The organism is Pseudomonas sp. NyZ201, from assembly GCF_049860765.1.
GTDB classification, from domain to species: Bacteria; Pseudomonadota; Gammaproteobacteria; order Pseudomonadales; family Pseudomonadaceae; genus Aquipseudomonas; species Aquipseudomonas bharatica.
The window spans coordinates 6038153-6062506 of record NZ_CP187557.1; the positions used below are offsets into that span (position 1 = coordinate 6038153).

22 protein-coding genes are annotated in these 24354 nt (G+C 65.0%); 11 read left to right on the top strand and 11 right to left on the bottom strand.

From position 1 onward, the window contains the following. Positions 1 to 209: 209 nt before the first annotated feature. The 4 genes from ACPFMA_RS27165 to ACPFMA_RS27180 form a co-directional block, all read right to left on the bottom strand. Positions 210 to 1493, bottom strand: a complete 1284-nt coding sequence (locus ACPFMA_RS27165; protein ID WP_425929314.1) for an OprD family porin — start codon at positions 1491 to 1493, stop codon at positions 210 to 212. Between the two features lie 390 nt (positions 1494 to 1883). Next, positions 1884 to 2084 (bottom strand): hypothetical protein, encoded by a 201-nt coding sequence (locus tag ACPFMA_RS27170; protein WP_037059064.1) that lies wholly within the window; start codon positions 2082 to 2084, stop codon positions 1884 to 1886. Between the two features lie 197 nt (positions 2085 to 2281). Further along, positions 2282 to 3391, bottom strand: a complete 1110-nt coding sequence (aguA, locus tag ACPFMA_RS27175) for an agmatine deiminase (protein WP_279900327.1) — start codon at positions 3389 to 3391, stop codon at positions 2282 to 2284. 141 nt (positions 3392 to 3532) lie between these two features. Next, positions 3533 to 6433 (bottom strand): aminotransferase, encoded by a 2901-nt coding sequence (locus tag ACPFMA_RS27180; RefSeq protein ID WP_425929317.1) that lies wholly within the window; start codon positions 6431 to 6433, stop codon positions 3533 to 3535. 211 nt (positions 6434 to 6644) lie between these two features. Between ACPFMA_RS27180 and rfbB the strand changes: the two genes are divergently transcribed. The 7 genes from rfbB to ACPFMA_RS27215 are packed head-to-tail and all read left to right on the top strand — an operon-like array spanning position 6645 to position 13705. Continuing rightward, entirely contained in the window at positions 6645 to 7727 is a 1083-nt protein-coding gene (rfbB, locus tag ACPFMA_RS27185) for a dTDP-glucose 4,6-dehydratase (RefSeq protein WP_064303812.1), read from the top strand. Continuing rightward, positions 7724 to 8599, top strand: a complete 876-nt coding sequence (rfbA, locus tag ACPFMA_RS27190; protein WP_425929319.1) for a glucose-1-phosphate thymidylyltransferase RfbA — start codon at positions 7724 to 7726, stop codon at positions 8597 to 8599. Before rfbB ends, rfbA begins: the two co-directional genes overlap by 4 nt. Continuing rightward, positions 8596 to 9141, top strand: a complete 546-nt coding sequence (gene rfbC, locus ACPFMA_RS27195; protein ID WP_064303810.1) for a dTDP-4-dehydrorhamnose 3,5-epimerase — start codon at positions 8596 to 8598, stop codon at positions 9139 to 9141. Before rfbA ends, rfbC begins: the two co-directional genes overlap by 4 nt. After that, complete coding sequence (gene rfbD, locus ACPFMA_RS27200) at positions 9138 to 9998, top strand: dTDP-4-dehydrorhamnose reductase (RefSeq protein ID WP_425929322.1); 861 nt, start codon at positions 9138 to 9140, stop codon at positions 9996 to 9998. The genes rfbC and rfbD overlap by 4 nt, the downstream gene beginning before the upstream one ends. Positions 9999 to 10035: 37 nt before the next feature. After that, a complete protein-coding gene (locus tag ACPFMA_RS27205; RefSeq protein WP_420058807.1) occupies positions 10036 to 11850 on the top strand; it encodes a sensor histidine kinase in 1815 nt (604 codons plus the stop codon). Next, positions 11847 to 13250, top strand: coding sequence for a sigma-54-dependent transcriptional regulator (locus ACPFMA_RS27210; protein ID WP_420058808.1), 1404 nt, complete (start codon positions 11847 to 11849; stop codon positions 13248 to 13250). The genes ACPFMA_RS27205 and ACPFMA_RS27210 overlap by 4 nt, the downstream gene beginning before the upstream one ends. Continuing rightward, the gene (locus ACPFMA_RS27215; RefSeq protein ID WP_425929324.1) at positions 13250 to 13705 is read left to right on the top strand and encodes a YiiD C-terminal domain-containing protein; all 456 of its coding nucleotides are present in this window, start codon (positions 13250 to 13252) and stop codon (positions 13703 to 13705) included. The genes ACPFMA_RS27210 and ACPFMA_RS27215 overlap by 1 nt, the downstream gene beginning before the upstream one ends. On the opposite strand, the gene cysQ is transcribed toward ACPFMA_RS27215, so the two are convergent. Then, positions 13694 to 14521 (bottom strand): 3'(2'),5'-bisphosphate nucleotidase CysQ, encoded by an 828-nt coding sequence (gene cysQ, locus ACPFMA_RS27220; protein ID WP_064303805.1) that lies wholly within the window; start codon positions 14519 to 14521, stop codon positions 13694 to 13696. The two genes, ACPFMA_RS27215 and cysQ, sit on opposite strands and share 12 nt — an antisense overlap. Beyond that, on the bottom strand, positions 14518 to 15084 hold the full coding sequence (gene nudE, locus ACPFMA_RS27225) for an ADP compounds hydrolase NudE (protein WP_009396011.1): 567 nt from the start codon (positions 15082 to 15084) through the stop codon (positions 14518 to 14520). Before nudE ends, cysQ begins: the two co-directional genes overlap by 4 nt. Before the next feature lie 73 nt (positions 15085 to 15157). Between nudE and yrfG the strand changes: the two genes are divergently transcribed. Next, entirely contained in the window at positions 15158 to 15820 is a 663-nt protein-coding gene (gene yrfG, locus ACPFMA_RS27230) for a GMP/IMP nucleotidase (RefSeq protein WP_425929327.1), read from the top strand. Positions 15821 to 15936: 116 nt separating this feature from the next. On the opposite strand, the gene lysM is transcribed toward yrfG, so the two are convergent. Then, positions 15937 to 16377, bottom strand: coding sequence for a peptidoglycan-binding protein LysM (gene lysM, locus ACPFMA_RS27235; protein ID WP_420058811.1), 441 nt, complete (start codon positions 16375 to 16377; stop codon positions 15937 to 15939). Between the two features lie 82 nt (positions 16378 to 16459). On the opposite strand from lysM, the gene ACPFMA_RS27240 reads away from it, so the two are divergent. The 3 genes from ACPFMA_RS27240 to ACPFMA_RS27250 all read left to right on the top strand — a co-directional run bounded on the left by ACPFMA_RS27240 (position 16460) and on the right by ACPFMA_RS27250 (position 20615). Further along, positions 16460 to 17347 (top strand): LysR family transcriptional regulator, encoded by an 888-nt coding sequence (locus tag ACPFMA_RS27240; RefSeq protein WP_425929329.1) that lies wholly within the window; start codon positions 16460 to 16462, stop codon positions 17345 to 17347. Between the two features lie 98 nt (positions 17348 to 17445). Further along, positions 17446 to 18282 (top strand): formate dehydrogenase accessory sulfurtransferase FdhD, encoded by an 837-nt coding sequence (fdhD, locus tag ACPFMA_RS27245; RefSeq protein WP_420058813.1) that lies wholly within the window; start codon positions 17446 to 17448, stop codon positions 18280 to 18282. After that, the gene (locus tag ACPFMA_RS27250) at positions 18279 to 20615 is read left to right on the top strand and encodes an FdhF/YdeP family oxidoreductase (protein ID WP_064303801.1); all 2337 of its coding nucleotides are present in this window, start codon (positions 18279 to 18281) and stop codon (positions 20613 to 20615) included. Before fdhD ends, ACPFMA_RS27250 begins: the two co-directional genes overlap by 4 nt. Positions 20616 to 20734: 119 nt before the next feature. Here the strand turns inward: ACPFMA_RS27250 and tauD are convergent, their stop codons facing one another. The 4 genes from tauD to tauA are packed head-to-tail and all read right to left on the bottom strand — an operon-like array spanning position 20735 to position 24206. Continuing rightward, positions 20735 to 21568: a taurine dioxygenase gene (gene tauD, locus ACPFMA_RS27255; RefSeq protein ID WP_420058815.1), complete on the bottom strand. Its 834-nt coding sequence runs from the start codon at positions 21566 to 21568 to the stop codon at positions 20735 to 20737. Between the two features lie 24 nt (positions 21569 to 21592). Beyond that, positions 21593 to 22423 carry a taurine ABC transporter permease TauC gene (tauC, locus tag ACPFMA_RS27260; RefSeq protein ID WP_064303799.1) on the bottom strand — a complete coding sequence of 277 codons (831 nt, stop codon included), beginning with the start codon at positions 22421 to 22423 and terminating at the stop codon, positions 21593 to 21595. After that, a complete protein-coding gene (gene tauB / locus ACPFMA_RS27265; protein ID WP_009396003.1) occupies positions 22420 to 23214 on the bottom strand; it encodes a taurine ABC transporter ATP-binding subunit in 795 nt (264 codons plus the stop codon). Before tauB ends, tauC begins: the two co-directional genes overlap by 4 nt. 14 nt (positions 23215 to 23228) lie before the next feature. After that, a complete protein-coding gene (gene tauA / locus ACPFMA_RS27270) occupies positions 23229 to 24206 on the bottom strand; it encodes a taurine ABC transporter substrate-binding protein (protein WP_420058816.1) in 978 nt (325 codons plus the stop codon). Positions 24207 to 24354: the final 148 nt, after the last annotated feature.

Genomic DNA, 24354 nt, shown 5'->3' on the forward strand with positions numbered 1-24354 from the left:
TCCCAAAATCTGCCACACCGGATATTCTGGATTGATGCGATATCCGGTACATCGAATCCGAGACCGGATATGGCGCTGAACTCGTGCTGGATGGTTTGGGGACCGCTGTGCGGTCCATCGCAGGCAAGCCAGCTCCTACAGGTATTGCGTCGAATCAGAAATAAAAAAGGGGCCGCATCAGCGGCCCCTTTCCTACCCAAAAATCAGAATCAGAAGATGCTGATCGGGTACTCGACGAAGATACGGACTTCGTTGCCGTCTTCCATGTACTTACCGTAGTCACGCAGGCTGTCGGAGGTACGTACCCACGAACCACGCAGTTTCACGCTCAGGTCCTTGGCAGGGCCTTCCTGTACTACGTATTTGACCTGGTTGAAGATCTCGCGCTCGGTGCCTTCGCCGAAGCCGTGGGTGTTGATGTTGTCACCACGCACGTAGGCGATGTTGTAGGTCAGGCCCGGTACGCCGACGGCGCTGAAGTCGAAGCCGTAGGCGATCTGCCAGGAACGCTCGTCTTCGGCGTTGAAGTCGGACCAGTAGGAGTTGGCCAGGTAGATGGTCGAGCCACCGTCACCCACGCCATAGTCATTCTGGTACCAGCCGTACTGGTAGCCGGTGCTGCCGGTGCTGCGCTGGTGCGCCAGGGTCACCGAGTGAGGGCCGAAGGCGTAGGTGGCCGCCAGGCTCCAGATGGTGTTGTCGTCACCGGTCAGGCCGGCCTTCTGCACGTACTTCTTGTCGATGTCAGACTTGTAGCCGTTGAAGTCCAGAGTCAGCGACTGGTCCTTGGCGATGGCGTGAACGTAGTTCAGGCCCAGGTAGTGCTTCTTCAGCACGTCTTCGACATCGGAGGTGTACAGCGAGGCGGTCAGGTTCGGCAGGAACTTGTAGCTACCGCCGAACACGTTGATCGACTTCAGGCCGCTGTCACGCTGCTCGGTGGACTTGCGCGCTTCGCGGGTATAGCGACCGGCGTTCAGCTCCAGGCCTTCGATTTCCTTGGAGTTGATCGAGGTACCGGTGTAGCTCTCTGGCAGCAGACGGGCATCGTCGTATTGCAGGACCGGCAGCGATGGCATCTGGTCGCCGTACTTCAGCACGGTGTTGGACACGCGGAACTTGACCGCTGCGCCGCCACGGGCGATGTCGTGCTGGGCGTTGCCGCTGTCGCCACGCTTGAAGAAGTCGATACCGCCGCCGCTGTTGTGACCGCTACCGCCGTCCAGGCGCACGGCGTACAGGCCGAAGGCATCAACGCCAACGCCGACGGTGCCCTGGGTGAAGCCGGAGGAGAACTTGCCGATGAAGCCTTGGCCCCACTGCATTTGGTCAGGGCTGCCGTGCTTCTTGTCACGGTTCATGTAGGCATTGCGCAGCAGCAGGGTAGCGCTGCTGTCTTCGACGAAGCCCTTGGAAGCTTCCTGATCGTTGGCCATTGCTTGGGTAGCGGCCATGAGCCCCAGTGCGAGCAGACTGATCCGGGTTTTCAACATCTTGTTTTCCTTATTACGTGATTTGGTACGCACTGCAGCCAAACGCCAGAACCACGCCCCCTGCGTGGGTTGACGCTCACGGACTGAAAATGAAAGGCCCGCATGCGAGTGATCGCAGCGGGCCTTTTATTATTAGTGTCTTGGCCGAACGGCCTGCAGGCGCAGGGGCCGAATCCTAGCCGCGGGCGGAATGCCATGTCAAAAGTTCGTGAAGAGCTGATGACAAAATTCATGTTTTCCGCCGTTTTTCTCGGAATTTCCGTGATAACAGACGTGGAATTCGCCACAGGGTCCGTCAGAAATCGCCGTTGCGGATTGGCTCAGGACGCCCATGAAAAAGGGCGATGCCTCCCCGGCATCGCCCTTTCTTCCTGCTGCAAACCGCGCCCTTCAGCCGTGCCAGATACCCGCCAGCGCATCGAGCTCCGCTTCGCTGATCAGGCCGGCGGGATAACGCTCCGCCAGCAGCCGCCGTGGATCGGTCTTCCTGACCCGGATTGGTCCATTGTGTTTCAACCACTGCGCAAGTACCTGGAGCGCTTCATGGTTCATGACTGTCGGGTGCGAAGCCAACTCACGTGCAGTATTCATTTCACACGTACTCCCCAGAGCGTGAGTTGAGCAAACTACTCAAGATTTATGACAAATCCGTGGGACACCACGGGCCGTCCATCTTGTTACCGCTTTCCAGCTTTTGAATTAATACAAAAGCTATGCCACGCACTAAAGCCGCCTGTCGCCCAGGCATAAAAAAACCCGTCGTAAGACGGGTTTTTTCTAACGTCGAATCAGCGACGTGCCGGTGCCGGCTGTTGCTGGGTCAGGCAGTGGATGTTGCCACCGCCCAGCAGCAGCTCACGGCCAGGCACCATGACGACCTCGTGTTCCGGGAACAGGCGCGCCAGGATCGTCCGGGCCTCGGCATCGGCCGGGTCGTCGAAACTCGGGGCAATGATGCCGCCATTGACTATCAGGAAGTTCACGTAGGAACCGGCCAGCCGCGAGGACGGGCTGCGCTCCTGGCTACCCGCAACCATGTCTACGCCATCGCACTCGTCCTGGGTGGCGTACATCGGCCCCGGAATAGGCATCTTGTGCACCACGAACGAACGCCCCTTGGCATCGCGCTGGCTTTCCAGCACCGCCATGGCCGCACGGCAACGGCTGTAGTTGGGGTCATTGGAATCATCGGTCCAGGCCAGTAACACTTCGCCCGGGCTGACGTAACAGCAGAAGTTATCGACGTGGCCGTCGGTTTCATCGTTGTACAGACCGTCCGGCAGCCAGACGATGGTGTCCACCGCGAGGTTGTCGCGCAGGATGGTTTCGATCTGCTCGCGGTTCAGGTGCGGGTTGCGGTTGGCATTGAGCAGGCATTCCTCGGTAGTGATCAAGGTGCCTTCGCCATCGACGTGGATCGAGCCGCCTTCGAGCACGAAGCCCTCGGTGACATACCGCGCGGTGCGCTCCAGCCCCATGATCTTGCCGGCGACCTGCTCGTCGCGGTTCCAGGGCGCATAGAGGCCGCCGTTGAAGCCGCCCCAGGCGTTGAAGCCCCAGTCCACGCCACGCACTTCGCCGCTGTCGTTGATAACGAAGGTGGGGCCGGTGTCACGCACCCAGGCGTCGTCGTTGCTCAGTTCGACCACACGAATATTCGGCTCGTCGCCCAGGCGCGACACGGCATTCTCGTACTGCGCAGCGGACACGCCGACGGTCACCGGCTCGAAGCGGGCGATGGCCTTGGCCACGGCAGTGTGGGCAGCCTGGGCCGGCTTGCCGCCCAGGCGCCAGTTATCCGGACGCTCGGGCCAGATCATCCAGACCTGGGTTTGCGGTGCCCATTCGGCAGGCATATGGAAGCCATCGTCACGGGGGGTAGAGGTCAAGGTCTTCATGGGGCGCACCTGGGTGGATGATCGAGTGAGCGAATTTATATCCGATAAATATCGATAATGAAAGCCATGAAACAAAATCAACACACATAAAAAAGCCGGTTAAACCGATAAGAATCGGCTTAATCGGCTGCGATTCACGCTCTAGAGGTCTTCTGACAACACCCGGGCAATGCTGTCCACGAAGAAGTCGACGCTTTGACGAGTGGTGCACATCGGCGGCTTGATCTTGAGGATATTCAGGTAATCCCCCGTGGGCTGCATGAAGATCCCCAGGTCACGCAGGCGATTGCATAGGGTCATGGTCTCCTCGGTAGCCGGTTCCAGGGTGTCGCGGCTGCGTACCAGTTCCAGGCCGAGATAGAAACCGGAACCATGCACTGCGCCAGCCAGCGGATATTCATCGACCAGTTGCTGCAGCCGCGCCTTGAAGTATCCGCCCACGTCACGGGCGTTTTCCCACAGCCCCTCCTCGGCCATCACATCCAGCACTGCCATGCCGATGCGGCAGCTCACCGGGCTGCCGCCGGCGGAGGAGAAGAAGTAGCCCTCGGCTTCCAGTGCTTCGGCGATGGCCCGGGTGGTGATCACCGCACCCAGCGGATGACCGTTGCCCATGCCCTTGGCCATGGTGATGATGTCCGGCACCACGCCCTGCTCCTCGAAGCCCCAGAAATACTCGCCCATGCGCCCGTAGCCGACCTGCACTTCGTCGGCGATGCATACCCCGCCACGCTCGCGCACCCGGGCGTAGACCTGTTGCAGGTAGCCCGGCGGCAGCGCGATCCCGCCCGCATTGCCATACACCGGCTCGCAGATGAAGCCGGCCAGCTGGCGGCCGGTGGCGTCCACTTCGGCCAGGGTCGCCTCGACGTCGCGCACATAGTCGGCGGTGCTGTCGCTGCCTCGGTACTTGCCACGGTAGGTGTTCGGCGCGGTGACCGGGTGCACCCACTGCGGCCGGGTGGTGAGGGCCTGCGGGTTGTCGGCGATGGACGTCGAGATGGCATCGGTAGCCACCGACCAGCCGTGGTACGCCTCGAGCACGCTGAGCATGTCGCGCCCGCCGCTGGCGGCCCAGGCCAGGCGGATCGCCAGGTCGTTGGCTTCGGTGCCGCTGTTGACCAGGAACACCCGGTCCATGCCCTTGGGCGCCAGGGCCAGCAGGCGTTCGGAGAACTCGGCGATGGCTGCGTAGTGGAAGCGCGAGTTGGTATTGAGCAGCGACCATTGCCGGGCCGCCTCGCTGACCATGCGCGGATGCCCGTGGCCAAGTACCGCGACGTTATTGAGCATGTCCAGGTAAGACCGGCCCTGCAGGTCGATCAGGTAGTTGCGCCAGCCGCGCTCGATCTGCGGTGGCTGCTGGTAATAATGCTTCTGCGAGCGGGCGAAGCTGGCGTCGCGGCGCGCCAGCAGGGCCTGCGGATCGCCAGGCGACGGGGCATCGCAATCGAAGCCGAGCAGCGCCGCCGGCGAGGGGCAGACAGCCCGCCAGGCGCTGGCCCGGGACGGCACGACAAACGCCGGCGGACGCAGGCCGGGAACCCGGCACAGCTGCACGGTGAGCGTACCTTCGACCTGGCCCAGCGGCTGGCCGGCTTCGACCACCTGCCCATCGCTCAGCCCATTGCCACAGCCCCACAGCCACAAGCCGGCCTGCGCGCCTTGCAGGCAGCCGGCATTCGGCCCGCCGACCTGCCAGGTCCCGGCGAACGGGGCCCGCACCTCGGCACCCGGCTCCAGGAGCAACTCCACCTGCAAGGCGAAGGTTTCCGGCTCGCGCGGGTCGTCGATATGGGTGCGGGACAAGCGGTACTGGCCATACAACGACGAGGCCGGTGCCGGCTGTTGCAGCAGCAGTTGCCGGTCGATACCCGGTGTTTCCCAGTTGCCGGCGCTGTAGTGCTCGCTGAGCACGCCAAGGTCGAGGCGAGTCACCGCCTGGCCGACCAGGCCAGGCAGCAGCGGCGTGCAGCCTTCCAGGTCGAGCCCCACCGGCTCCAGGCCCACGCTCTGCAGGATCGCCGCCTCCATCAGCTCGAAGGGTACGCTGTCGGCGACATCGAAGATTTCCCACTCATGGGCCAGGTTGTCGCGGATATAAGCATTGCCCGGCTCCACGCCCAGTTGCTGCTCGCTGCTCAGTACCAGCACGGCGGCACGGGCGACCACCAGCGGCCAAAGCGCCTTGAGCTCGGCCTCGGTCAACGGGTTGATGGCGTGATAGGCGGCCACCGCTGGAAGGATGCGCAGCGGGTCGCCCTCGGCATGATGCAGCAGCGCCGCGCAGGTCACCGACAGGTCGGCGATTCGCCAGGTATGCAGCAGATCGCCGAAGTCGATCACGCCTTGCAGTTGCCACTGCCGCTCGGCATCACGCTGCCAGACTACATTGTCGTCGGTGATATCCAGGTGCACGGCCTGCGCCGGCAAGTCGTCCCGGACCTGCGCCAGCACCTCGTGCGCCCGGGCCGACGCGGCCTGCAGGCGCGCCTTGCGCGGCCCCTCGGCCAGTACCGGCAACAGGTGACCGACCAGAGCCTGGGCATGCCGTGGATCCCATTGCAGGGTGCGATCCAGCCCTGGGTGGCTGAAACCGGCCAGGGCCTGGCCGACACGGGCGCACAGCGCGCCCAGTTCTGCGACCAGGCGCGGGTCGATGTGCTTGAGGCGGGTGAGGGTCTGGCCGTCGATGTAGTCCAGCAACCGGGCACGCACCTTCTGGCCGTCGATATCCAGCGACAACAACTGCTCGCCGGACACCGCAGCACGCACCCCGGGCACCGGCACGCCACGCTCGCGCAGGTAGCCCAGGGCCGCGTGCTGGGCCTCCAGCTCCTGCGCCGAGTATTCGCCGTGGCAAACCTTGAGCACAAAGCGCCCCTGGCCGCTATCGACCCGGAAGTTCAGGTCCTGCTGGCTGCCCAGCGCCTGCAACCCACCGTCCAGCCCATAGTGCTGGTTGAGCAAGGCGCGGGCCTGGCGTTCGCTGAGGGTCGGGCAAGGTTGGCTGGCGCGTTGGACGAGCGTGCTGAGGGGCATGGCGGAGACCTCGGTTTTTTTGCGGCTTATATCGCCATTTGCACTGACATTACGCAAGGGGGGTGGTTAAAATTCCGCACAATTTAGCGCCCTTCGTTGAATAAAACGCGACAAAGCGGTTATCCAGCGCAATGTGCTTGCACGGATCGGTGCCTGCACACAAGCTATGCACCTTTTGCTCAAGTCAGTTATGGAAGAAAGGCAGCCCGGCATGCGAATTCTCATCACCGGTGGAGCCGGTTTCATTGGCTCGGCACTCGTGCGTCACCTGATCAACGATACCGACCATGAAGTGCTCAACCTGGACAAGTTGACCTACGCGGGCAACCTGGAGTCGTTGAACAGCATCGCCACCAATACCCGCTATGAATTCGTCCAGGCGGATATCGTTGACCAGGCAACGGTCAGCGCGGTCCTGGAGCGCTTCCAGCCCCATGCGATCATGCACCTGGCGGCCGAGTCGCACGTCGACCGTTCAATCGACGGCCCCTCGGACTTCATCCAGACCAATATCGTCGGCACCTACAGCCTGCTGGAAGCAGCTCGTGGCTACTGGTCGAAACTACCGGCCGGCGAACGCGAAGCCTTCCGTTTCCACCACATCTCCACCGATGAGGTCTATGGCGACCTGCACGGCGTCGACGACCTGTTCACCGAGACCACACCCTACGCGCCAAGCTCACCGTATTCGGCGAGCAAGGCCGCGTCCGATCATCTGGTCCGCGCCTGGCACCGCACCTATGGCCTCCCGGTTCTGCTGACCAACTGCTCGAACAACTACGGGCCGTTCCACTTCCCGGAAAAGCTCATTCCGCTGGTCATCCTCAACGCCCTGGCGGGCAAGCCGCTGCCGGTCTATGGCAATGGCCTGCAGGTACGCGACTGGCTGTTCGTCGAGGATCACGCCCGCGCCCTGTTCAAGGTAGTGACCGAGGGTGTGGTCGGCGAGACCTACAACATCGGCGGGCACAACGAACAAAGGAACATCGACGTGGTGCGCGGCATCTGCGCCCTGCTCGAAGAACTGGCGCCACAGCGTCCGCAGGGCGTGGCCAGCTACGCCGACCTGATTACCTACGTTCAGGACCGTCCCGGCCACGACCAGCGCTACGCGATCGACGCCAGCAAGATCGAACGCGAGCTGGGCTGGGTTCCCGAAGAAACCTTCGAGACCGGCCTGCGCAAGACCGTCCAGTGGTACCTGGATAACCTGGAATGGTGCCGCCATGTGCAGGACGGCAGCTACCAGGGACAACGCCTGGGCACCACCGACTTCAAGGATTTGATTGCATGACCAAAGGTATCGTCCTGGCGGGTGGCTCCGGCACCCGTCTGCACCCCATTACCCTCGGCGTTTCCAAGCAACTGCTGCCGATCTACGACAAACCGATGATCTACTACCCGATCTCGGTGCTGATGCTGGCCGGCATACGTGAAATCCTGCTGATCTCCACGCCGCAGGACCTGCCGCAGTATCGACAGCTGCTGGGTGACGGCAGCCAGTTCGGCGTTTCCATCAGCTACGCCGAACAACCCAAACCCGATGGCCTGGCCCAGGCCTTCCTGATTGGCGAAGCATTCATCGGCAAGGATCCGGTCTGCCTGGTGCTCGGCGACAACATTTTCCATGGCCAGGGTTTCACCGCGCAGTTGCTCAAGGCTGCCAGCCATGTCCATGGCGCCACTGTCTTCGGTTACTGGGTCAACGGTCCCGAGCGCTTCGGGGTGGTTGAATACGACAGCGAAGGCAAGGTGCTTTCCATCGAAGAAAAGCCTGCGGTGCCGAAATCCAACTACGCGGTCACCGGCCTGTACTTCTACGACAACGACGTGATCGAGATCGCCAGGGCGGTGAAACCCTCGGCCCGGGGCGAGCTTGAAATCACCGACGTCAACAACGCCTATCTCAAGCGTGGCGACTTGCGGGTCGAGCGCTTCGGTCGCGGCTTCGCCTGGCTCGACACCGGCACCCACGACAGCCTCCTTGAAGCTTCGCAGTACGTGCAGACCATCGAGCATCGCCAGGGCCTGAAGGTCGCTTGCCTGGAAGAAATCGCCTTCCAGCAGGGATGGATCGACGAAGCGCAACTGACCGCGCGTGCCGAGGCATTGAGCAAGACCGGCTACGGTCAATACCTGCTTGGACTGATGAGCAAGACACGATGAAGGTGATCGCAACCACGCTCCCCGAGGTGCTGATCCTCGAGCCTCGGGTGTTCGGCGACGCGCGCGGGTTTTTCTATGAAAGCTTCAACGAACGCGTCTTCATGGAGAGCACCGGGGTCCAGGCGAATTTCGTCCAGGACAACCACTCGCGCTCGCAAAGGAACGTGCTGCGCGGCCTGCATTACCAGGTGGAAAACGCGCAGGGCAAACTGGTGCGGGTAGTGGCTGGCGAAGTCCTCGATGTCGCCGTTGACCTGCGCCGCAGCTCTGCGCATTTCGGACGCTGGGCAGCGGTGCGCCTGTCGGCCGACAACAAGCGGCAGCTATGGATTCCGCCAGGATTCGGCCACGGTTTCGTGGTGCTCAGCGACGTTGCGGAGTTCCTCTACAAAACCACCGACTACTACAACCCCGAAGCCGAGCGCTGCGTGCGCTGGGACGATCCGACCCTGGCCATCGACTGGCAGATCGAGGGCGCGCCGCTGCTCTCGGCCAAGGACCAGAATGGCAAGCTGCTGGAAGAAGCGGACCTGTTCCCATGAGGATCCTTATCAGCGGTCGCAACGGCCAGCTCGCCCAGGCACTGCAACAGGCGCTGGGCGACCTCGGCGAGCTGCACGTGCTCGGTCGTGACCAGCTCGACTTGGCCTATCCCGAGCGCATTGCCGAAAAGGTCCGCGCCATCGGCCCCGACCTGATCATCAACGCGGCCGCACACACGGCGGTGGACCAGGCCGAAAGCGAGCCGCAAGCGGCCTTCGCGATCAATGCCACGGCGCCGGGCATCTTCGCCGAAGAAGCCGCGCGCCTGGGCGTGCCGCTGATCCACTACTCCACCGACTATGTCTTCGACGGCAGCAAGCAAGGCCGCTACACCGAGGACGATGCGACCAATCCGCTGGGCGTCTATGGCCAGAGCAAACTGGCGGGCGAACAGGCGATTGCTGCGGTCGGCGGGCAGCACCTGATCCTGCGCACCAGTTGGGTCTACTCGACCCATGGGCGCAACTTCCTGCTGACCATGCAGCGCCTGCTGCAAGAGAAGCCGGAACTGCGCGTGGTCGCCGACCAGATCGGCGCGCCGACCTGGGCCGGAACCATCGCCGCAAGCACCCGCCAGCTCATCCAGCGCTGGCAGGCCGGCCAGGCCGGTGCCTGGGGCCTGTACCACCTGACCGCGCAGGGTGAAACCTCGTGGTTCGGCTTCGCCCAGGCCATCGGCGAACAGCTCAAGGCCCAGGGCAGGCCCTGTGCCAACCTGGTGCCGATCCCGTCCAGCGAGTACCCGACGCCCGCCCGCAGGCCGTTGAACTCGCGCCTGGATTGCAGCCGCCTGCAACGTGAGTGGAACGTCAGCCAGCCCGACTGGCACCAGGCGCTGATCGACTGCCTGAAGTAGCGCATAATGCGCCAGATCCTTCTGGCGCATTTTCGCGATGACCATGACCCCCAGCCTTCCCCGCCGCCCCCGCTGGCGCAGCCTCGCCCTTCTGGCCCTGTGCCTGGCGCCGCTGCTCTGGCCGCTGAACCGCCTCGCCGAGCACTATTACCAGGACGAACTGGCCAGCCAGAACCGCCAGACCCTCGACCTGTACGTCGCCAACCTGCTCGGCACCCTGCGCCGCTTCGAAGCCCTGCCGCAGATCCTCGGCGACCTGCCGACCCTGCGCGCCGTGCTGGCCGACCCGCTGCGCCTGGAATTCCAGACCAACGCCAACCGCAGGCTCAAGGAAATCAGCACCCAGACCGGCGCCGAAGTCATCTACCTGATGGACGCCAAGGGCAACACCCTGGTCGCGTCCAACTGGGACAAGAAGGACAGCTTCATCGGCCGCAACTTCTCTTTCCGCCCGTACTTCAGCGACGCCACCGCCGGGCGCCTGGGGCGCTTCTTCGGCCAGGGCACCACCTCGGCCAAGCGCGGCTATTTCTTCGGCGCGCCAGTCTGGGACAACGGCCAGGTGATCGGCGTCCTGGTGGTCAAGGTCGATCTCGACCATACCGAAACCCTTTGGGGCAAAAGCCCGGAACAACTGCTGCTGACCGATAGCAACGGCGTCGTGGTGCTGACCTCGCGCCCTGAATGGCGCTTCCGTGCCACCCGGCCGCTCAGTGATGAGGAGCGCCAGTCGATCACCGCGATCCAGCCCTACCCGACCCAGGAACCGCAGCCGCTCAACCTCGACCGCAAGGCCTGGCTGGTGCAGACCCGCTCGATTCCGGAGACCGGCTGGGAAGTGAACATCCTTGCCCCGCGGGTGCTGGTAGACCGCTCGGTAAGCACCGTGATGGCCGTCGGCGCCGCCACCCTGCTGGTGGTGATGCTGCTGGTCGGCCTGGTGATGCAGCGTCGTCGCCACTACATGGACCGCATCGACTTCGAAGCCCATGCCCGCCACGACTCGGAAAAACGCGTGGCCGAACGTACCGCCGACCTCGAAGGCCTCAACCGGCGCCTGAAAACCGAGGTACTGGAGCGCGAGCAGGCCCAGCAGGAGGCCGCCCGTGCCCAGGACGAGCTGGTCCAGGCCGGCAAGCTGTCGGTGCTCGGGACCATGTCGGCGAGCATCAGCCACGAGCTCAACCAGCCACTGGCGGCAATCCGCAGCTACGCGGAAAACGCCGAGATCCTCCTCGACCATCAGCGCATCGACGACGCACGCGGCAACCTCAAGCTGATCAACGAACTGACCGGGCGCATGGCCTCGATCATTGCCCACCTGCGTGCCTTTGCCCGCCGCGACCGCCATGCACCGGAAAGCGTGGCGCTGCAACCGGCGCTGGACGATGCCCTGGCCCTGCTGGCCAAGCGTCGCCGGGCCATGGCCGTGGAGCTGATCCGCGATTTGCCGGAAGCCACCCTGTGGGTCCAGGCCGGCGAGACGCGCTTGCGCCAGGTGCTCGGCAACCTGCTGGCCAACGCCCTCGACGCCCTCACCGAAAAGGCCAACCCGCGCAAGCTCTGGCTAAGTGCCGAACGCCGCGATGATTACGTCTACCTGACGATCCGCGACAACGGTCCCGGCTTTACCAGCCAGGCCATGGCCCACGCCCGCGAGCCGTTCTTCACCACCAAAACCCGCACCCAGGGCCTTGGCCTGGGCCTGGCGATCTGCGACACGCTGATGCGTGCGCTGGGCGGCGAGCTGCTGCTGGCCAACCACCCGGAGGGCGGTGCGCTGCTGACTCTGCAACTGCGCGTGGCCAAGCCCGGCGCCAATCTTCAGACTTCGGAGGACTCCTTGGCATGACCGAGCCCCTGATCGACAGCCGCACCCAGGTGATCCTGGTCGACGACGACCCGCACCTGCGCCAGGCCCTCAGCCAGACCCTCGACCTCGCCGGCCTGCGCGTCCTGCCGCTGAGCGATGCCCAGGGCCTGGCCGGGCGCATCGAGGCCGACTGGCCAGGCGTGGTGGTCAGCGATATCCGCATGCCCGGCATCGACGGCCTGCAATTGCTCGAGCAACTGCACGGCCAGGACCCGGACCTGCCGGTGCTACTGATCACCGGCCACGGCGACGTGCCGCTGGCGGTCCAGGCCATGCGTGCCGGGGCCTACGATTTCCTGGAAAAGCCGTTCGCCAGCGATGCCCTGCTCGACAGCGTGCGCCGTGCCCTTTCGTTGCGCCGCCTGGTGCTGGACAACCGCAGCCTGCGCCTGGCCCTGAGCGACCGCCAGGAACTGAGCGGTCGCCTGGTCGGCCATTCGCCGTCGATCCAGCGCCTGCGCGAACAGATCGGCGCCCTCGCTGGCACCCGCGCCGACGTGCTGATCCTCGGCGAAACCGGCGCCGGCAAGGAAGTAGTGGCCCGTGCCCTGCACGACCTGTCCAGCCGTCGCGACGGTCCGTTCGTAGCGATCAACGCCGGCGCGCTGGCCGAGTCGGTGGTGGAAAGCGAACTGTTCGGCCACGAGCCCGGCGCCTTTACCGGCGCGCAGAAAAGGCGCATCGGCAAGTTCGAATTCGCCAACGGCGGCACCCTGTTCCTCGACGAAATCGAAAGCATGAGCCTGGACGTGCAGGTCAAGCTGCTGCGCATGCTCCAGGAGCGGGTGCTGGAGCGCCTCGGCGGCAACCAGCAGATCCCCCTGGACATCCGGGTGATCGCAGCAACCAAGGAGGACCTGCGCCAGGCCGCCGACCAGGGCCGCTTCCGCGCCGACCTGTATTACCGCCTGAACGTCGCGCCCCTGCGCATTCCGCCACTGCGCGACCGCGGCGACGACATCCTCGTGCTGTTCCAGCATTTCGCCGATGCCGCCAGCGCGCGTCACGGCCTGCCGGCCCACGAGCTGCAACCGGCGCAGCGGGCCATGCTGCTGCGCCACGACTGGCCGGGCAACGTGCGCGAACTGCAGAACGCCGCCGAACGCTTCGCCCTCGGCCTGGAACTGGCCCTCGACGGCCAGGCCGAAAGCAGCACCGCGCCGCAGGACCTGCCGCCGGCGCAGGGCAACCTCAGCGAGCAGGTCGAGCACTTCGAGCGCTCGCTGATCGCCGCCGAGCTGACCCGCCCCCACGGTTCCATGCGCAGCCTCGCCGAAGCCCTCGGCATTCCGCGCAAGACCCTGCACGACAAGTTGCGCAAGCATGGCCTGAGCTTCGCCGACAGCCATGTCGCCGATGACCCCGAGGACACCCGCTGATGAGCAGCGACAGCCACTACCTGGAAAACATCCTGCACCACGACATCCCGCTGACCCGCGAGATGGGCATGGGCGTACTGGACTGGCAGGCACGCTGCCTGCGCCTGCGTCTGCCGCTGGAGCCCAACGTCAACCACAAGAGCACCATGTTCGGCGGCAGCCTGTACTGCGGCGCGGTGCTGGCGGGCTGGGGCTGGCTGCACCTGCGCCTGCGCGAGGCGGGGGTCGATGACGGGCATATCGTCATCCAGGAAGGCACGATCAGTTATCCGCTGCCCGTGACAGGCGCGGCCATCGCAGTGTGCGAGGCGCCGGAGGAAAAGATCTGGGAGCGCTTCATCAAGACCTATGAACGCCATGGCCGGGCACGCTTGAGCCTGCATACCCGGGTGTTCAACGAAAACGCCGAAAAGCCTGCCGTGGAGTTCGACGGGCAGTACGTGCTACACCGCTGAGGCCAGCGCCAGCAGCTTGCCGCGCCACGGGGCGGCGGCTGGCAGGCCGAGGAAGAACGGATTGAGCAACGACTCGCGAGGCGGATAGACGAACGCCTCGCCATCCAGGCCCAGCACTTCGCCGCCCGCCCCTTCCAGCACGCCCTGGGCGGCGGCGGTATCCCATTGCGAGGTCGGCGCCAGGCGCGGGTAGCAGTCTGCGGCGCCTTCGGCCAGCAGGCAGAACTTCAGGGAACTGCCGACATTCGCCAGTTCCAGCTCGCCCAGCGCTTCGCCCAGGCCGGCCAGCAGGCGCTCCTGCTGCGGGCTGGAATGACGGCGACTGGCAACCACGGTGAATGCCTCACCCGAGGGCGGCGCCAGGCGTACCCGGATCGCCTCCACCGAACCATCGGCCTCGGCACGCCAGGCGCCGATGCCCTGGCCGCCGTAGTAGCAACGGCCATTGACCGGCATCGCCACCACCCCGAACACCACCCGGCCCCGTTCGACCAGGGCGATATTCACGGTGAATTCCTCGGTGCCAGCGATGAATTCCTTGGTGCCGTCCAGCGGGTCCACCAGCCACCAGCGCTGCCAGGCCTGGCGCTGTTGCAGCGGGATGTCGCAATCCTCTTCCGACAGCACCGGGATCTCCGGCGCCAGCGCCTGCAAACCTTCGGCGATGACCTTGTGCGCGGCCAGGTCGGCGGCGGTCACCGGGGAGTCGTCGGCCTTGGCAACCACCGCGACGTCGGCGCGCCAGAACGGCAGGATGGCCTCACCTGCGCGGCGGGCCAGGGCCACCACCTGTGGCATAAGGTCGACAGGGTTCATACCGGGAAGACTCCACGCTGGGTCAGCAGATCACGCACCAGGTACAGCGCCGCCAGCGCCCGGCCTTCGGAGAACTGCGGATGCTGGGCCAATGCCGACAGCTCGCGCAGGCTGACGCGGTCGACGCGCATCGGCTCCGGTTCGTCGCCCGGCAGGCTTTCTTCGTAGAGGTCGGTGGCCAGCACCACCTGGATCTTCTGGCTCATGTAGCCGGGAGACAGCGACAGCTCGGTGATGTGCTCCAGTTGCCGGGCGCCATAGCCGGCCTCTTCCTTCAGCTCGCGGTTGGCCGCCGCCAGCACGTCCTCGCCCGGCTCGATCAGGCCCTTGGGCAGGGACAGCTCGTATTCGTCGGTGCCGCCGCAATACTCCTCGACCAGCACCGCATGCTCGCTGTCGAGCATCGCCACGATCATCACCGCGCCATAGCCGTTGCCGCGCCCGACCAGGCGTTCATAGGTGCGCTCGGTGCCGTTGGCAAAGCGCAACTGCACGGCTTCGACACGGAACAGGCGGCTGCTGGCGACGATCTCGCTGGAGAGGACAGTGGGTTTCTGGCGCATGAGGGGGCGGCTCCTTGGCGGTAACGGGGTACTATACCGCCCACCACGGCCTGACCGAACGAGAATCTTGCACATGCTTCCCCTCGCCTGGCGCGATATAGACACCGTCCTGCTGGACATGGACGGCACCCTGCTCGACCTGCACTACGACAACCACTTCTGGCTGGAGCTGTTGCCCCAGCGCTATGCCGAGCACCACGGGATCAGCCGGGCCATGGCCGAGCTGGAAATCCAGCCGTTGTTCGAGCGGCACGCCGGGTCGCTGACCTGGTATTGCCTGGATTTCTGGACCCGGGAACTGAACCTGCCGATTCGCGAACTGAAGCAGCAGAGTGCCGACCTGATCGCCTTGCGACCGGATGCCGATACGTTTCTGGCCGCGCTGCGTGAAGCCGGCAAACGGGTGATCCTGATCACCAACGCCCACCGCGATTCCCTGTCGCTGAAACTGGAGCGGGTGGCGCTGGCGCCGTACTTCGAACGGATGATCAGCTCGCACGACTATGGTTTCCCCAAGGAGAACCAGCAGTTCTGGAGCGCCTTGCGCGCCGATACCGGCTTCGATCCGTCGCGCAGCCTGTTCATCGACGACACCCTGGCGATCCTGCGCAGCGCCCGCGCCTTCGGTGTCGCCCACCTGCTCGCCGTACGCCAGCCGGACAGCCGCAAGCCTGCGCGCGATACCGAGGAGTTCGCGGCGCAGGAAGACTACCGGGTGCTTCTACAAGGCCTGTAGGAACGACGCGTACCCTGTGGGAGCGGGTTCACCCGCGATTACGGTAGTGAGCCCACCGACGCAATCGCGGGTGAACCCCGCTCCCACAAGGTACGCGTAAAGCCTTGGCTCGGGGATTACTCCGGAATACGCAGCACCTGCCCCGGATAGATCTTGTCCGGATGGCTCAACAGCGGTTTGTTGGCCTCGAAGATCTTGTTGTATTTATTGGCATCGCCGTACTCGGCCTTGGCAATCGCGCTGAGGGTGTCGCCCTTTTTCACCGTCACGAACCGCGCCGCCTGGGCCACCGGCCCGGCCACGGTGATCTGGTCATCTACCGACGCCACGCCCTGGATATTGCCCAGGGCCAGAAGAATCTTCTCCTTCTCTTCCTGGCTGCTCACTTCACCGGTGACGATAACCTTGTCGCCTTCCACCGTGGCCTGCACATTGGGGTTGCCGAGCCCCACCTTGGCCACATGCTCCTTGAGCTGCTCACCGGCATTGGCATTGCCGGGCGTCAGCAGATCGATGAGTTTTTCCCCCGCTTCTTTCACGAAACTGAACAGACTCATAGCGCTCTCCCTGATAAAGGAATCTCGGAGCCCAAAGTCTAGGACAGGTTAGAATGCCCCGCCCGCCAGCCCCGAGACGACGATGGACATCAAACAGCTGAAATTCCTCATCGCCCTGGATGAAACCCGCCATTTCGGCCAGGCCGCCGCGCTGTGCCACGTGACCCAGCCGACCCTGTCGATGCGCCTGCGCAACCTGGAGCGCGAGCTGGGGCTGGAACTGGTCAACCGTGGCCAGCGCTTCGAGGGTTTTACCGCCCAGGGCGAACGGGTGCTGGCCTGGGCCCGCTCGGTGCTCGCCGCCTACGACGGACTGCAGGCCGAGGCCGCCGCCTGTCGCGGGCACCTGGCCGGTACCCTGCGCCTGGGCATGGTGCCGCTGTCCAGCTTCGATCCGCTGCCGCTGCTGCAACGCCTGCACCGCCAGCACCCGGACCTGGCCTTCGAACTCAGCGCCCTTAGTTCCGAGCAGATCCTCGAACAGCTCACCAGCAACCGCCTCGACCTCGGCCTGTCGTACCTGGAGCGCCTCGACCAGGAGCGTTTCGAAGCCCTGCCGCTGGGTGAGTCGCCCATGGGCCTGCTCTACGACCCGGCGCATTTCCAGTTCGACGATGCACCGCTGCACTGGGAAACCCTGGCCGGACTGCCCCTGGGCCTGCTTACCGCCGGCATGCATTTCCGCCAGTCGGTGGACCACAATTTCCATAGCCGCGGCATCACCCCGCGCCTGCTGTTGCAGACCGACGCTGTCCATCAGTTGGTCCAGGCCGTGCACGGCGGCCTGTGCTGCGCGGTGATGCCGCTGGGCAGCGGCCTCGAAGCAGTAACCGGCGGCTTGCGCCTGCACCCCATCGAACAGGCCGCCACCCTCGCTCCGCTGGGCCTGATCATGCGCCGTACCGCGCCGCGCTCGGCCCTGGCCGAAGCCTGCCTCGGCGAATACCGCAAACTGCTCGACGAAGCCTGATCGACGGCCTCTATCGGCACATCGGCACAAGCGATTAGACGATACCCGAGCGCAGGCCTAGGCTTAAAGCCTGATCAGCCTTGCCGGTATTCCAATAAATGAGCAGCAAACCCCCGGTTTGCGCGGCCTCCACCAGCCTGGAAGCCCCTGCCGCCAGCGTGCGTTACGACTACAGCCAGCTCGAAGACCAGTCTCCCGCCAGTGCCGACCTCGCCGAGGAAGTGGCCCTGGCCATCGCCTACAACGGCATCAGCCAGGCGGTGATGCTGGTCAGCCCCACCGATCTCGACGATTTCGTGGTCGGGTTCAGCATTGGCAGCGGCATCGTCGACAGCGCCGACGAGATCTACGACATCAAGCTCGCCGGCAGCGGTTCGGCGCTGCACGCCCAGGTGGAAATCGCCAGCCGCGCGTTCTGGAACCTCAAGACCCAACGCCGCCAGTTAGCCGGCACCAGCGGCTGCGGCCTGTGCGGCGTGGAAGCCGTGGAACAGGCCCTGCCCGACCTCAAGGTGCTGCCAGGCGCAGCGCTGCCGCCGCCTGAATGGCTGGTCGGCCTGCGCCAGCGTATTGGTGCCTTCCAACCCCTCGGCCAGCACTGCGGCGCGGTCCACGCGGCGGCATTCATGGACGCCAGCGGTGAACTGCTCTTTGGCCGCGAGGATATCGGCCGGCACAACGCCCTCGACAAACTGATCGGCGCCCTGGTCCGCCAGCGCATCGACACCCGGGGCGGCCTGGCCGTGGTCACCAGCCGCTGCAGCCTGGAACTGATCCAGAAAGTCCTGCGCGCCGGCATCCAGACCCTGGTCAGCCTGTCGTCGCCCACCGGCCTGGCCCTGCAATGGGCCCGGCGCCATAACCTGAACCTCATCCACCTGCCGCAGCACAGTGCACCAAGGGTCTACAGCCCTGCACGGGAGAACAGATCGTGAGCCTGCATCATCAAGCCGACCAGAAACCCGTTCCGCGCTACAAACCCTACAACGGCGCTGCCGGAGGCTGGGGCGCGCTACGCAGCGTGGTACAGGCGTGGGTCGGTAGCGACAACGCCCTGAAGAACATCCGCGCCCTGCTCAAGACCAACCAGAACGGCGGTTTCGACTGCCCGGGCTGTGCCTGGGGCGACTCGCCGGAACACGGCATGGTCAAGTTCTGCGAGAACGGCGCCAAGGCGGTGAACTGGGAAGCGACCAAGCGCCGCGTCGACCCGACCTTCTTCGCCCGCCACAGCGTCACCTCGCTGCTCGCGCAGAGTGACTACTGGCTCGAATACCAGGGCCGATTGACCGATCCGATGGTCTACGACCCGGTGGGTGACCGTTACCGGCCGATCGCCTGGGACGACGCCTTCGCCCTGATCGCCCGCCACCTGAACGCGCTGGAAAGCCCGGACCAGGCCGAGTTCTACACCTCGGGCCGGGCCAGCAACGAAGCGGCCTATCTCTACCAACTGTTCGTCCGCGCCTACGGCACCAACAACTTCCCGGACTGCTCGAACATGTGCCACGAGGCCAGCGGCGTGGCCCTGAGCCAGAGCGTCGGGGTCGGCAAGGGCACGGTCACCTTCGACGACTTCGAGCACGCCGATGCGATCTTCGTCTGGGGCCAGAACCCGGGAACCAACCACCCGCGCATGCTCGAACCGTTGCGCGAGGCCGTGCAGCGCGGCGCCCAGGTGGTATGCATCAACCCGCTCAAGGAGCGCGGCCTGGAGCGCTTCCAGCACCCGCAGCACCCGATCGAGATGCTGACCAACGGCGACAAACCGACCAACACCGCCTTCTTCCGCCCGGCCCTGGGTGGCGACATGGCGATGATGCGCGGCATGGCCAAGTTCCTCCTGCAGTGGGAGCGCGAGGCGCTGGCCAAGGGTGAAGCGCCGATCTTCGACCACGATTTCATTGCCGAGCACACCGCCACCGTCGACGACTACCTGGCGGTAGTCGATGCCACCTCGTGGGAACAGATCCAGACCCAATCCGGCCTGCCCCTGGGCGAGATCGAACTGGCCGCGCGGATGTACGTGAAGGCCAGCAAAGTCATCATGTGCTGGGCCATGGGCATCACCCAGCACCGCCACTCGGTGCCGACCATCCAGGAAATCGCCAACCTCATGCTGCTGCGCGGCAACCTCGGCCAGCCGGGCGCCGGCCTGTGTCCGGTGCGCGGCCACAGCAACGTGCAGGGCGACCGCACCATGGGCATCAACGAACGCCCGCCGGTGGCGCTGCTGGATTCGCTGGAGCGTCGTTTCGGCTTCCCGGTGCCGCGGCACAACGGCCACAACACGGTCGAGGCGATCCACGCCATGCTCGCTGGCCGGGCCAAGGTGTTCATCGGGCTGGGCGGCAACTTCGCCCAGGCCACTCCCGACACCGAGCGCACCGCCCAGGCCCTGCGCAACTGCGACCTGACCGTGCATATCAGCACCAAGCTCAACCGCAGCCACCTGGTCCACGGCAAGGAAGCGTTGATCCTGCCCTGCCTTGGCCGTACCGATATCGACCAGCAAGGCGAAGGCCCGCAGGCCGTGACCGTGGAAGACTCGTTCAGCATGGTCCACGCCTCCAACGGCCAGCTCAAGCCGCTGTCGTCGCAGATGCGCTCGGAACCTGCGGTGATCGCCGGTATCGCGGCGGCGACCGTGGGCAACCATCCGGTGGACTGGAACTGGCTGATCGCCGACTACGACCGCATTCGCGACCTGATCGCCGAAACCATCCCCGGCTTCGACCGCTTCAACGAACGGCTCAAGCACCCGGGTGGTTTCTACCTCGGCAACAACGCCGGCCAGCGCATCTGGAAAACCGCCAGCGGCAAGGCCAACTTCAAGGCCAACCGCCTGCCGGACGACCTGATTCACGAAGGCGTGCGGGCCAGCGGCAAACTGCCGGACCTGATCATGCAATCGATGCGCTCGCACGATCAGTACAACACCACCATCTATGGGCTGGACGACCGTTATCGCGGGGTGCGCGGGCAGCGCAACGTGCTGTTCGCCAACGAGGCGGACATCCTTCGCCTGGGCTTCAACCCCGGTGACAAGGTAGACATCGTGTCGCTGTGGGGGGATGGCCTGGAGCGTCGGGTCACCGGCTTCACCTTGCTGGCGTTCGATATCCCGGCGGGGCAGGCGGCGGCCTACTATCCGGAGGTGAACCCGCTGGTGCCGCTGGAGAGCGTGGGGGATGGCAGCCATACCCCGACCTCGAAGTTCGTCGCGATCCAGCTGAAGCCGGCCAGCTTTGAGGCCCGGATCATCTAGGTTGTTGCTGATGGCCTCTTCGCCGGCAACGCCGGCTCCCACAAGGTTCGGCGGTGTACGCGATTCCTGTGGGAGCCGGCGTTGCCGGCGATGAGGCCCTCAAATCCACCACAGAACTGTCAGAAGGGCACATCCCCCAGGATGGTCGCCCGATGCATCACCCGCCGCTGCGGCCGGTAATCATCCACCGCGTAATGCTGGGTCACGCGGTTGTCCCAGAACGCCACGTCACCCACCTGCCAGCGCCAGCGGATGGTGAATTCCGGGCGCGTAGCGTGGGCGAACAGCAGCGTCAGGATCGCCTCGCTTTCCTGCTCGCTCAGCTCGTTGATCCGGGTGGTGAACCCGTCACTGACGAACAACGACTTTCTGCCACTCACCGGATGCGTGCGGATCACCGGATGGGAGATCGGCGGGTTGGCCTTGCGCGTGGCTTCCCAGCGCGCCAGGTCCTCCGGTGTGCTGCCGAAGCGCGCCAGGGGGAACGACTTGGTGAAATCATGGGTCGCCGTCAACCCGTCCAGCAGGCGCTTCAACGGCTCGGACAGCGCCTCGTACGCCGCGATCCCGCTGGCCCACAAGGTATCCCCGCCAAACGTCGGCACCTGCTTTGCCGCCAGCACCGCTCCCAGCGCCGGGGTCGGCAGGAAGGTCACGTCGGTGTGCCAGATGGCGTTGTCGCGCACATCGGTGACCGCAGTGTCGAGTACCAGCACCTGCGGGGTTTCCGGAATGTTCGGGTAGATCGGGTGAATATGCAGGTCGCCAAAGCGCGCCGCGAAATTGGCCTGTTGCTGCGGGGTGATCGATTGCTCGCGGAAGAACAGCACCTGGTGCGCGAGCAGGGCTTGCTCGATGGCATCGCGGGTGGTGGCGTCGATCTCGCGGCTGAGGTCCACGCCGCTGATGTGTGCGCCGAGCGCCGGGCTCAGCGGGGTAATGATCAGGCTCATGTCTGTCTCACTGATGAATTCGTTTCAATGGCTCTGGCCGTGCCACGGCACCAGCTTGCGTTGCAGGGCGCGCAGGCCCATTTCCAGGGCGAAGGCGATCAGGGCGATGACCAGGATGCCCAGCACCACCACATCGGTGACCAGGAACTGCGCCGCCGACTGGACCATGAACCCCAGGCCGCTGGTGGCCGCGATCAGCTCGGCGGCGACCAGGGTCGACCAGCCCACGCCCAGCCCGATACGCACACCGGTAAGGATGTCGGGCAACGCGCTGGGCAGGATCACGTGGCGGATCAACTGCGCCTTGCTCGCCCCCAGCGACTGCGCGGCACGCAGTTTCGCCGGATCGACGGTGCGCACGCCGGTGGCGGTGGCAATGGCGATCGGGGCGAAGATCGCCAGGTAGATCAGCAGCACCTTGGACAACTCGCCGATACCGCACCAGATCACGATCAGCGGCAGATAGGCCAGCGGCGGGATCGGCCGGTAGAACTCAATCAGCGGATCGAGCACGCCTCGGGCGATACGGTTGCGACCGATGGCAATGCCGATCGGGATCGCGGTGAGGATCGCCGCTCCCAGGGCCAGGCCGATACGGCTCAGGCTGGCGCCGAGGTGCTGCCAGAGGGTCGATTCCATATAGCCCTGGGTCAGCAGCAACCAGGCCTTGCCCAGTACCGCTTGCGGCGAGGGCAGGAACAGTGGCTCGATCCACTCCGCCGCAGTCACCAGCCACCACAGCGCCAACAGGCCGCCGAGGGTCAGGCCGCTGATCCAGCGGGTGCTCAGGGTGCGCCGCGCACGGTGGGCGCTGGCTACCGGTTTGGCCGTTACCGGCAGGTCGAGGCTGCTCATGCGAACTCCTGCCGGCCAGCGGCGCTACGTTGGGAAAAGACCCGCGCCAGCACATGCTCCCGGGTTTCGATAAAGCGCGGGTCGGACTTGATCGAACGCGCCGATTCACCGGCCGCGTAGCGCTGGCCGAAGTCCAGGTGCAGGCGCTCCACCACCCGGCCCGGGTTGGGCGCGAGGAGGATCAGGTCGGTGGCGAGGAACACCGCTTCCTCGATGTCATGGGTAATCAGGAATACCGGCTTGGCGGTACGCTGCCAAACCTGCAGCAGCAATTCCTGCATCTGCTCGCGGGTGAAGGCGTCGAGGGCGCCGAAGGGTTCGTCCATCAGCAGCACCCGAGGGTCGGCCGCCAGCGCCCGGGCCAGGCCGACGCGCTGTTTCTGCCCGCCGGAAAGCTGCCAGATACGCCGTTCGGCGAAGCCGGCGAGGTCCACCAGGGCCAGCATTTCCCGCGCCTTCTGCTCGCGCTGCGGGCGCGGCACGCCGGCCAGTTCGAGGCCGAAGGCGACGTTGGCCAGCACGTCCTGCCAGGGCAGCAGGGCATCGTCCTGGAACACCACGCCACGCTCGGCACTCGGGCCTTGCACCGGCACCCCATCGAGGGTGATGCGTCCGGCGCTCGGGCTGACGAAGCCGGCGATCAGGTTGAGCAGCGAGGTCTTGCCGCTGCCGGAAGGGCCGAGGGCCACCAGCAATTGCTGCGGGCCCAGGCTCAGGGAGATGTCGGCGAGCACCGGTTCGGCGGCGCCGGGATACTGTGCGCTGATGCGCTCCAGCTGTAACAGGGCCATGACGACTCCGGGAATCAGTTGGTGATGAACGAGGAACTGACGTACGGCGAGTAATCCGGCAGCACCGCCTCGACCTTGCCCTGCTCCTTGAGGAACTTCGCGGTCTCGGTGATCGCCTGGGTGGTCGGTGCGCCGAGGGCAGCGATCTGGTCGGCGGCCAGCGGGAACACGTTGCCTTGCAGGAGGCCGGGGATATCGCTGGTCTTGGCGCCGGACAGCTTGGCCAGCTTGTCGACGTTGGCCTTGTCGGCCAGCCAGGCTTGCGGGTCCTTGCGGTAGTCGGCGTAGGCGTCGAGGGTCACCTTGGCGAAGGCCTTGACCACGTCCGGGTGCTTGTCGGCGAAGTCCTTGCGCACGATCCAGGCATCGAAGGTCGGCGCGCCTTTCTTGGCCAGCTCGCCGGAGGTGATCAGCACCTTGCCGTTTTCCTTGGCTACACCGAGGGCCGGGTCCCAAACGTAGGTGGCATCGATATCGCCACGCTTCCAGGCGGCGATGATCGCCGGCGGGGCAAGGTTGAGGATCTGTACCTTGGACGGGTCGATATTCCACTGCTTCAGTGCAGCCAGCAGGCTGTAGTGGCCGGTGGAGACGAAGGGCACGGCGACTTTCTTGCCGATCAGGTCCTGCGGCGAATTGATTCCCGAACCTTCACGGGCGACCAGGGCTTCGGCAGCGCCGATCTGGGTAGCGATGAGGAAGGTTTCCACGGGCAGCTTGCGGGTCGCGGCGGCGGCCAGGGGGCTGGAGCCGAGGTAGCCGATCTGCACGTCGCCGGAGGCAACGGCGGTGATCACATCGGCACCGTTATCGAATTTGCGCCAATCGATGCTGGCCTTGCTGGCCTGCTCGTAACGGCCATCGACCTGGGCCACCTTGGCCGGATCGACGGTGGTCTGGTAGGCCACGGTCAGGTCGGCGGCCTGGGCGAAAACGGCAGCACCGGCCAGGGCCAGGGCGGAAAACAGGCGCAGCGGGGCGAAGAAGGTCATGTTGCACTCCTGGCGGGACGGTGGTGTGGTGAATGGGATGAAGATTAATTGATCTAAGAAAACAGAAATAAATAACTTTTTAGAATTAGCTTAGGAGACAAAGCTCCAAGGCTATATGCGGACCCTGTGGGAGCGGGTTCACCCGCGA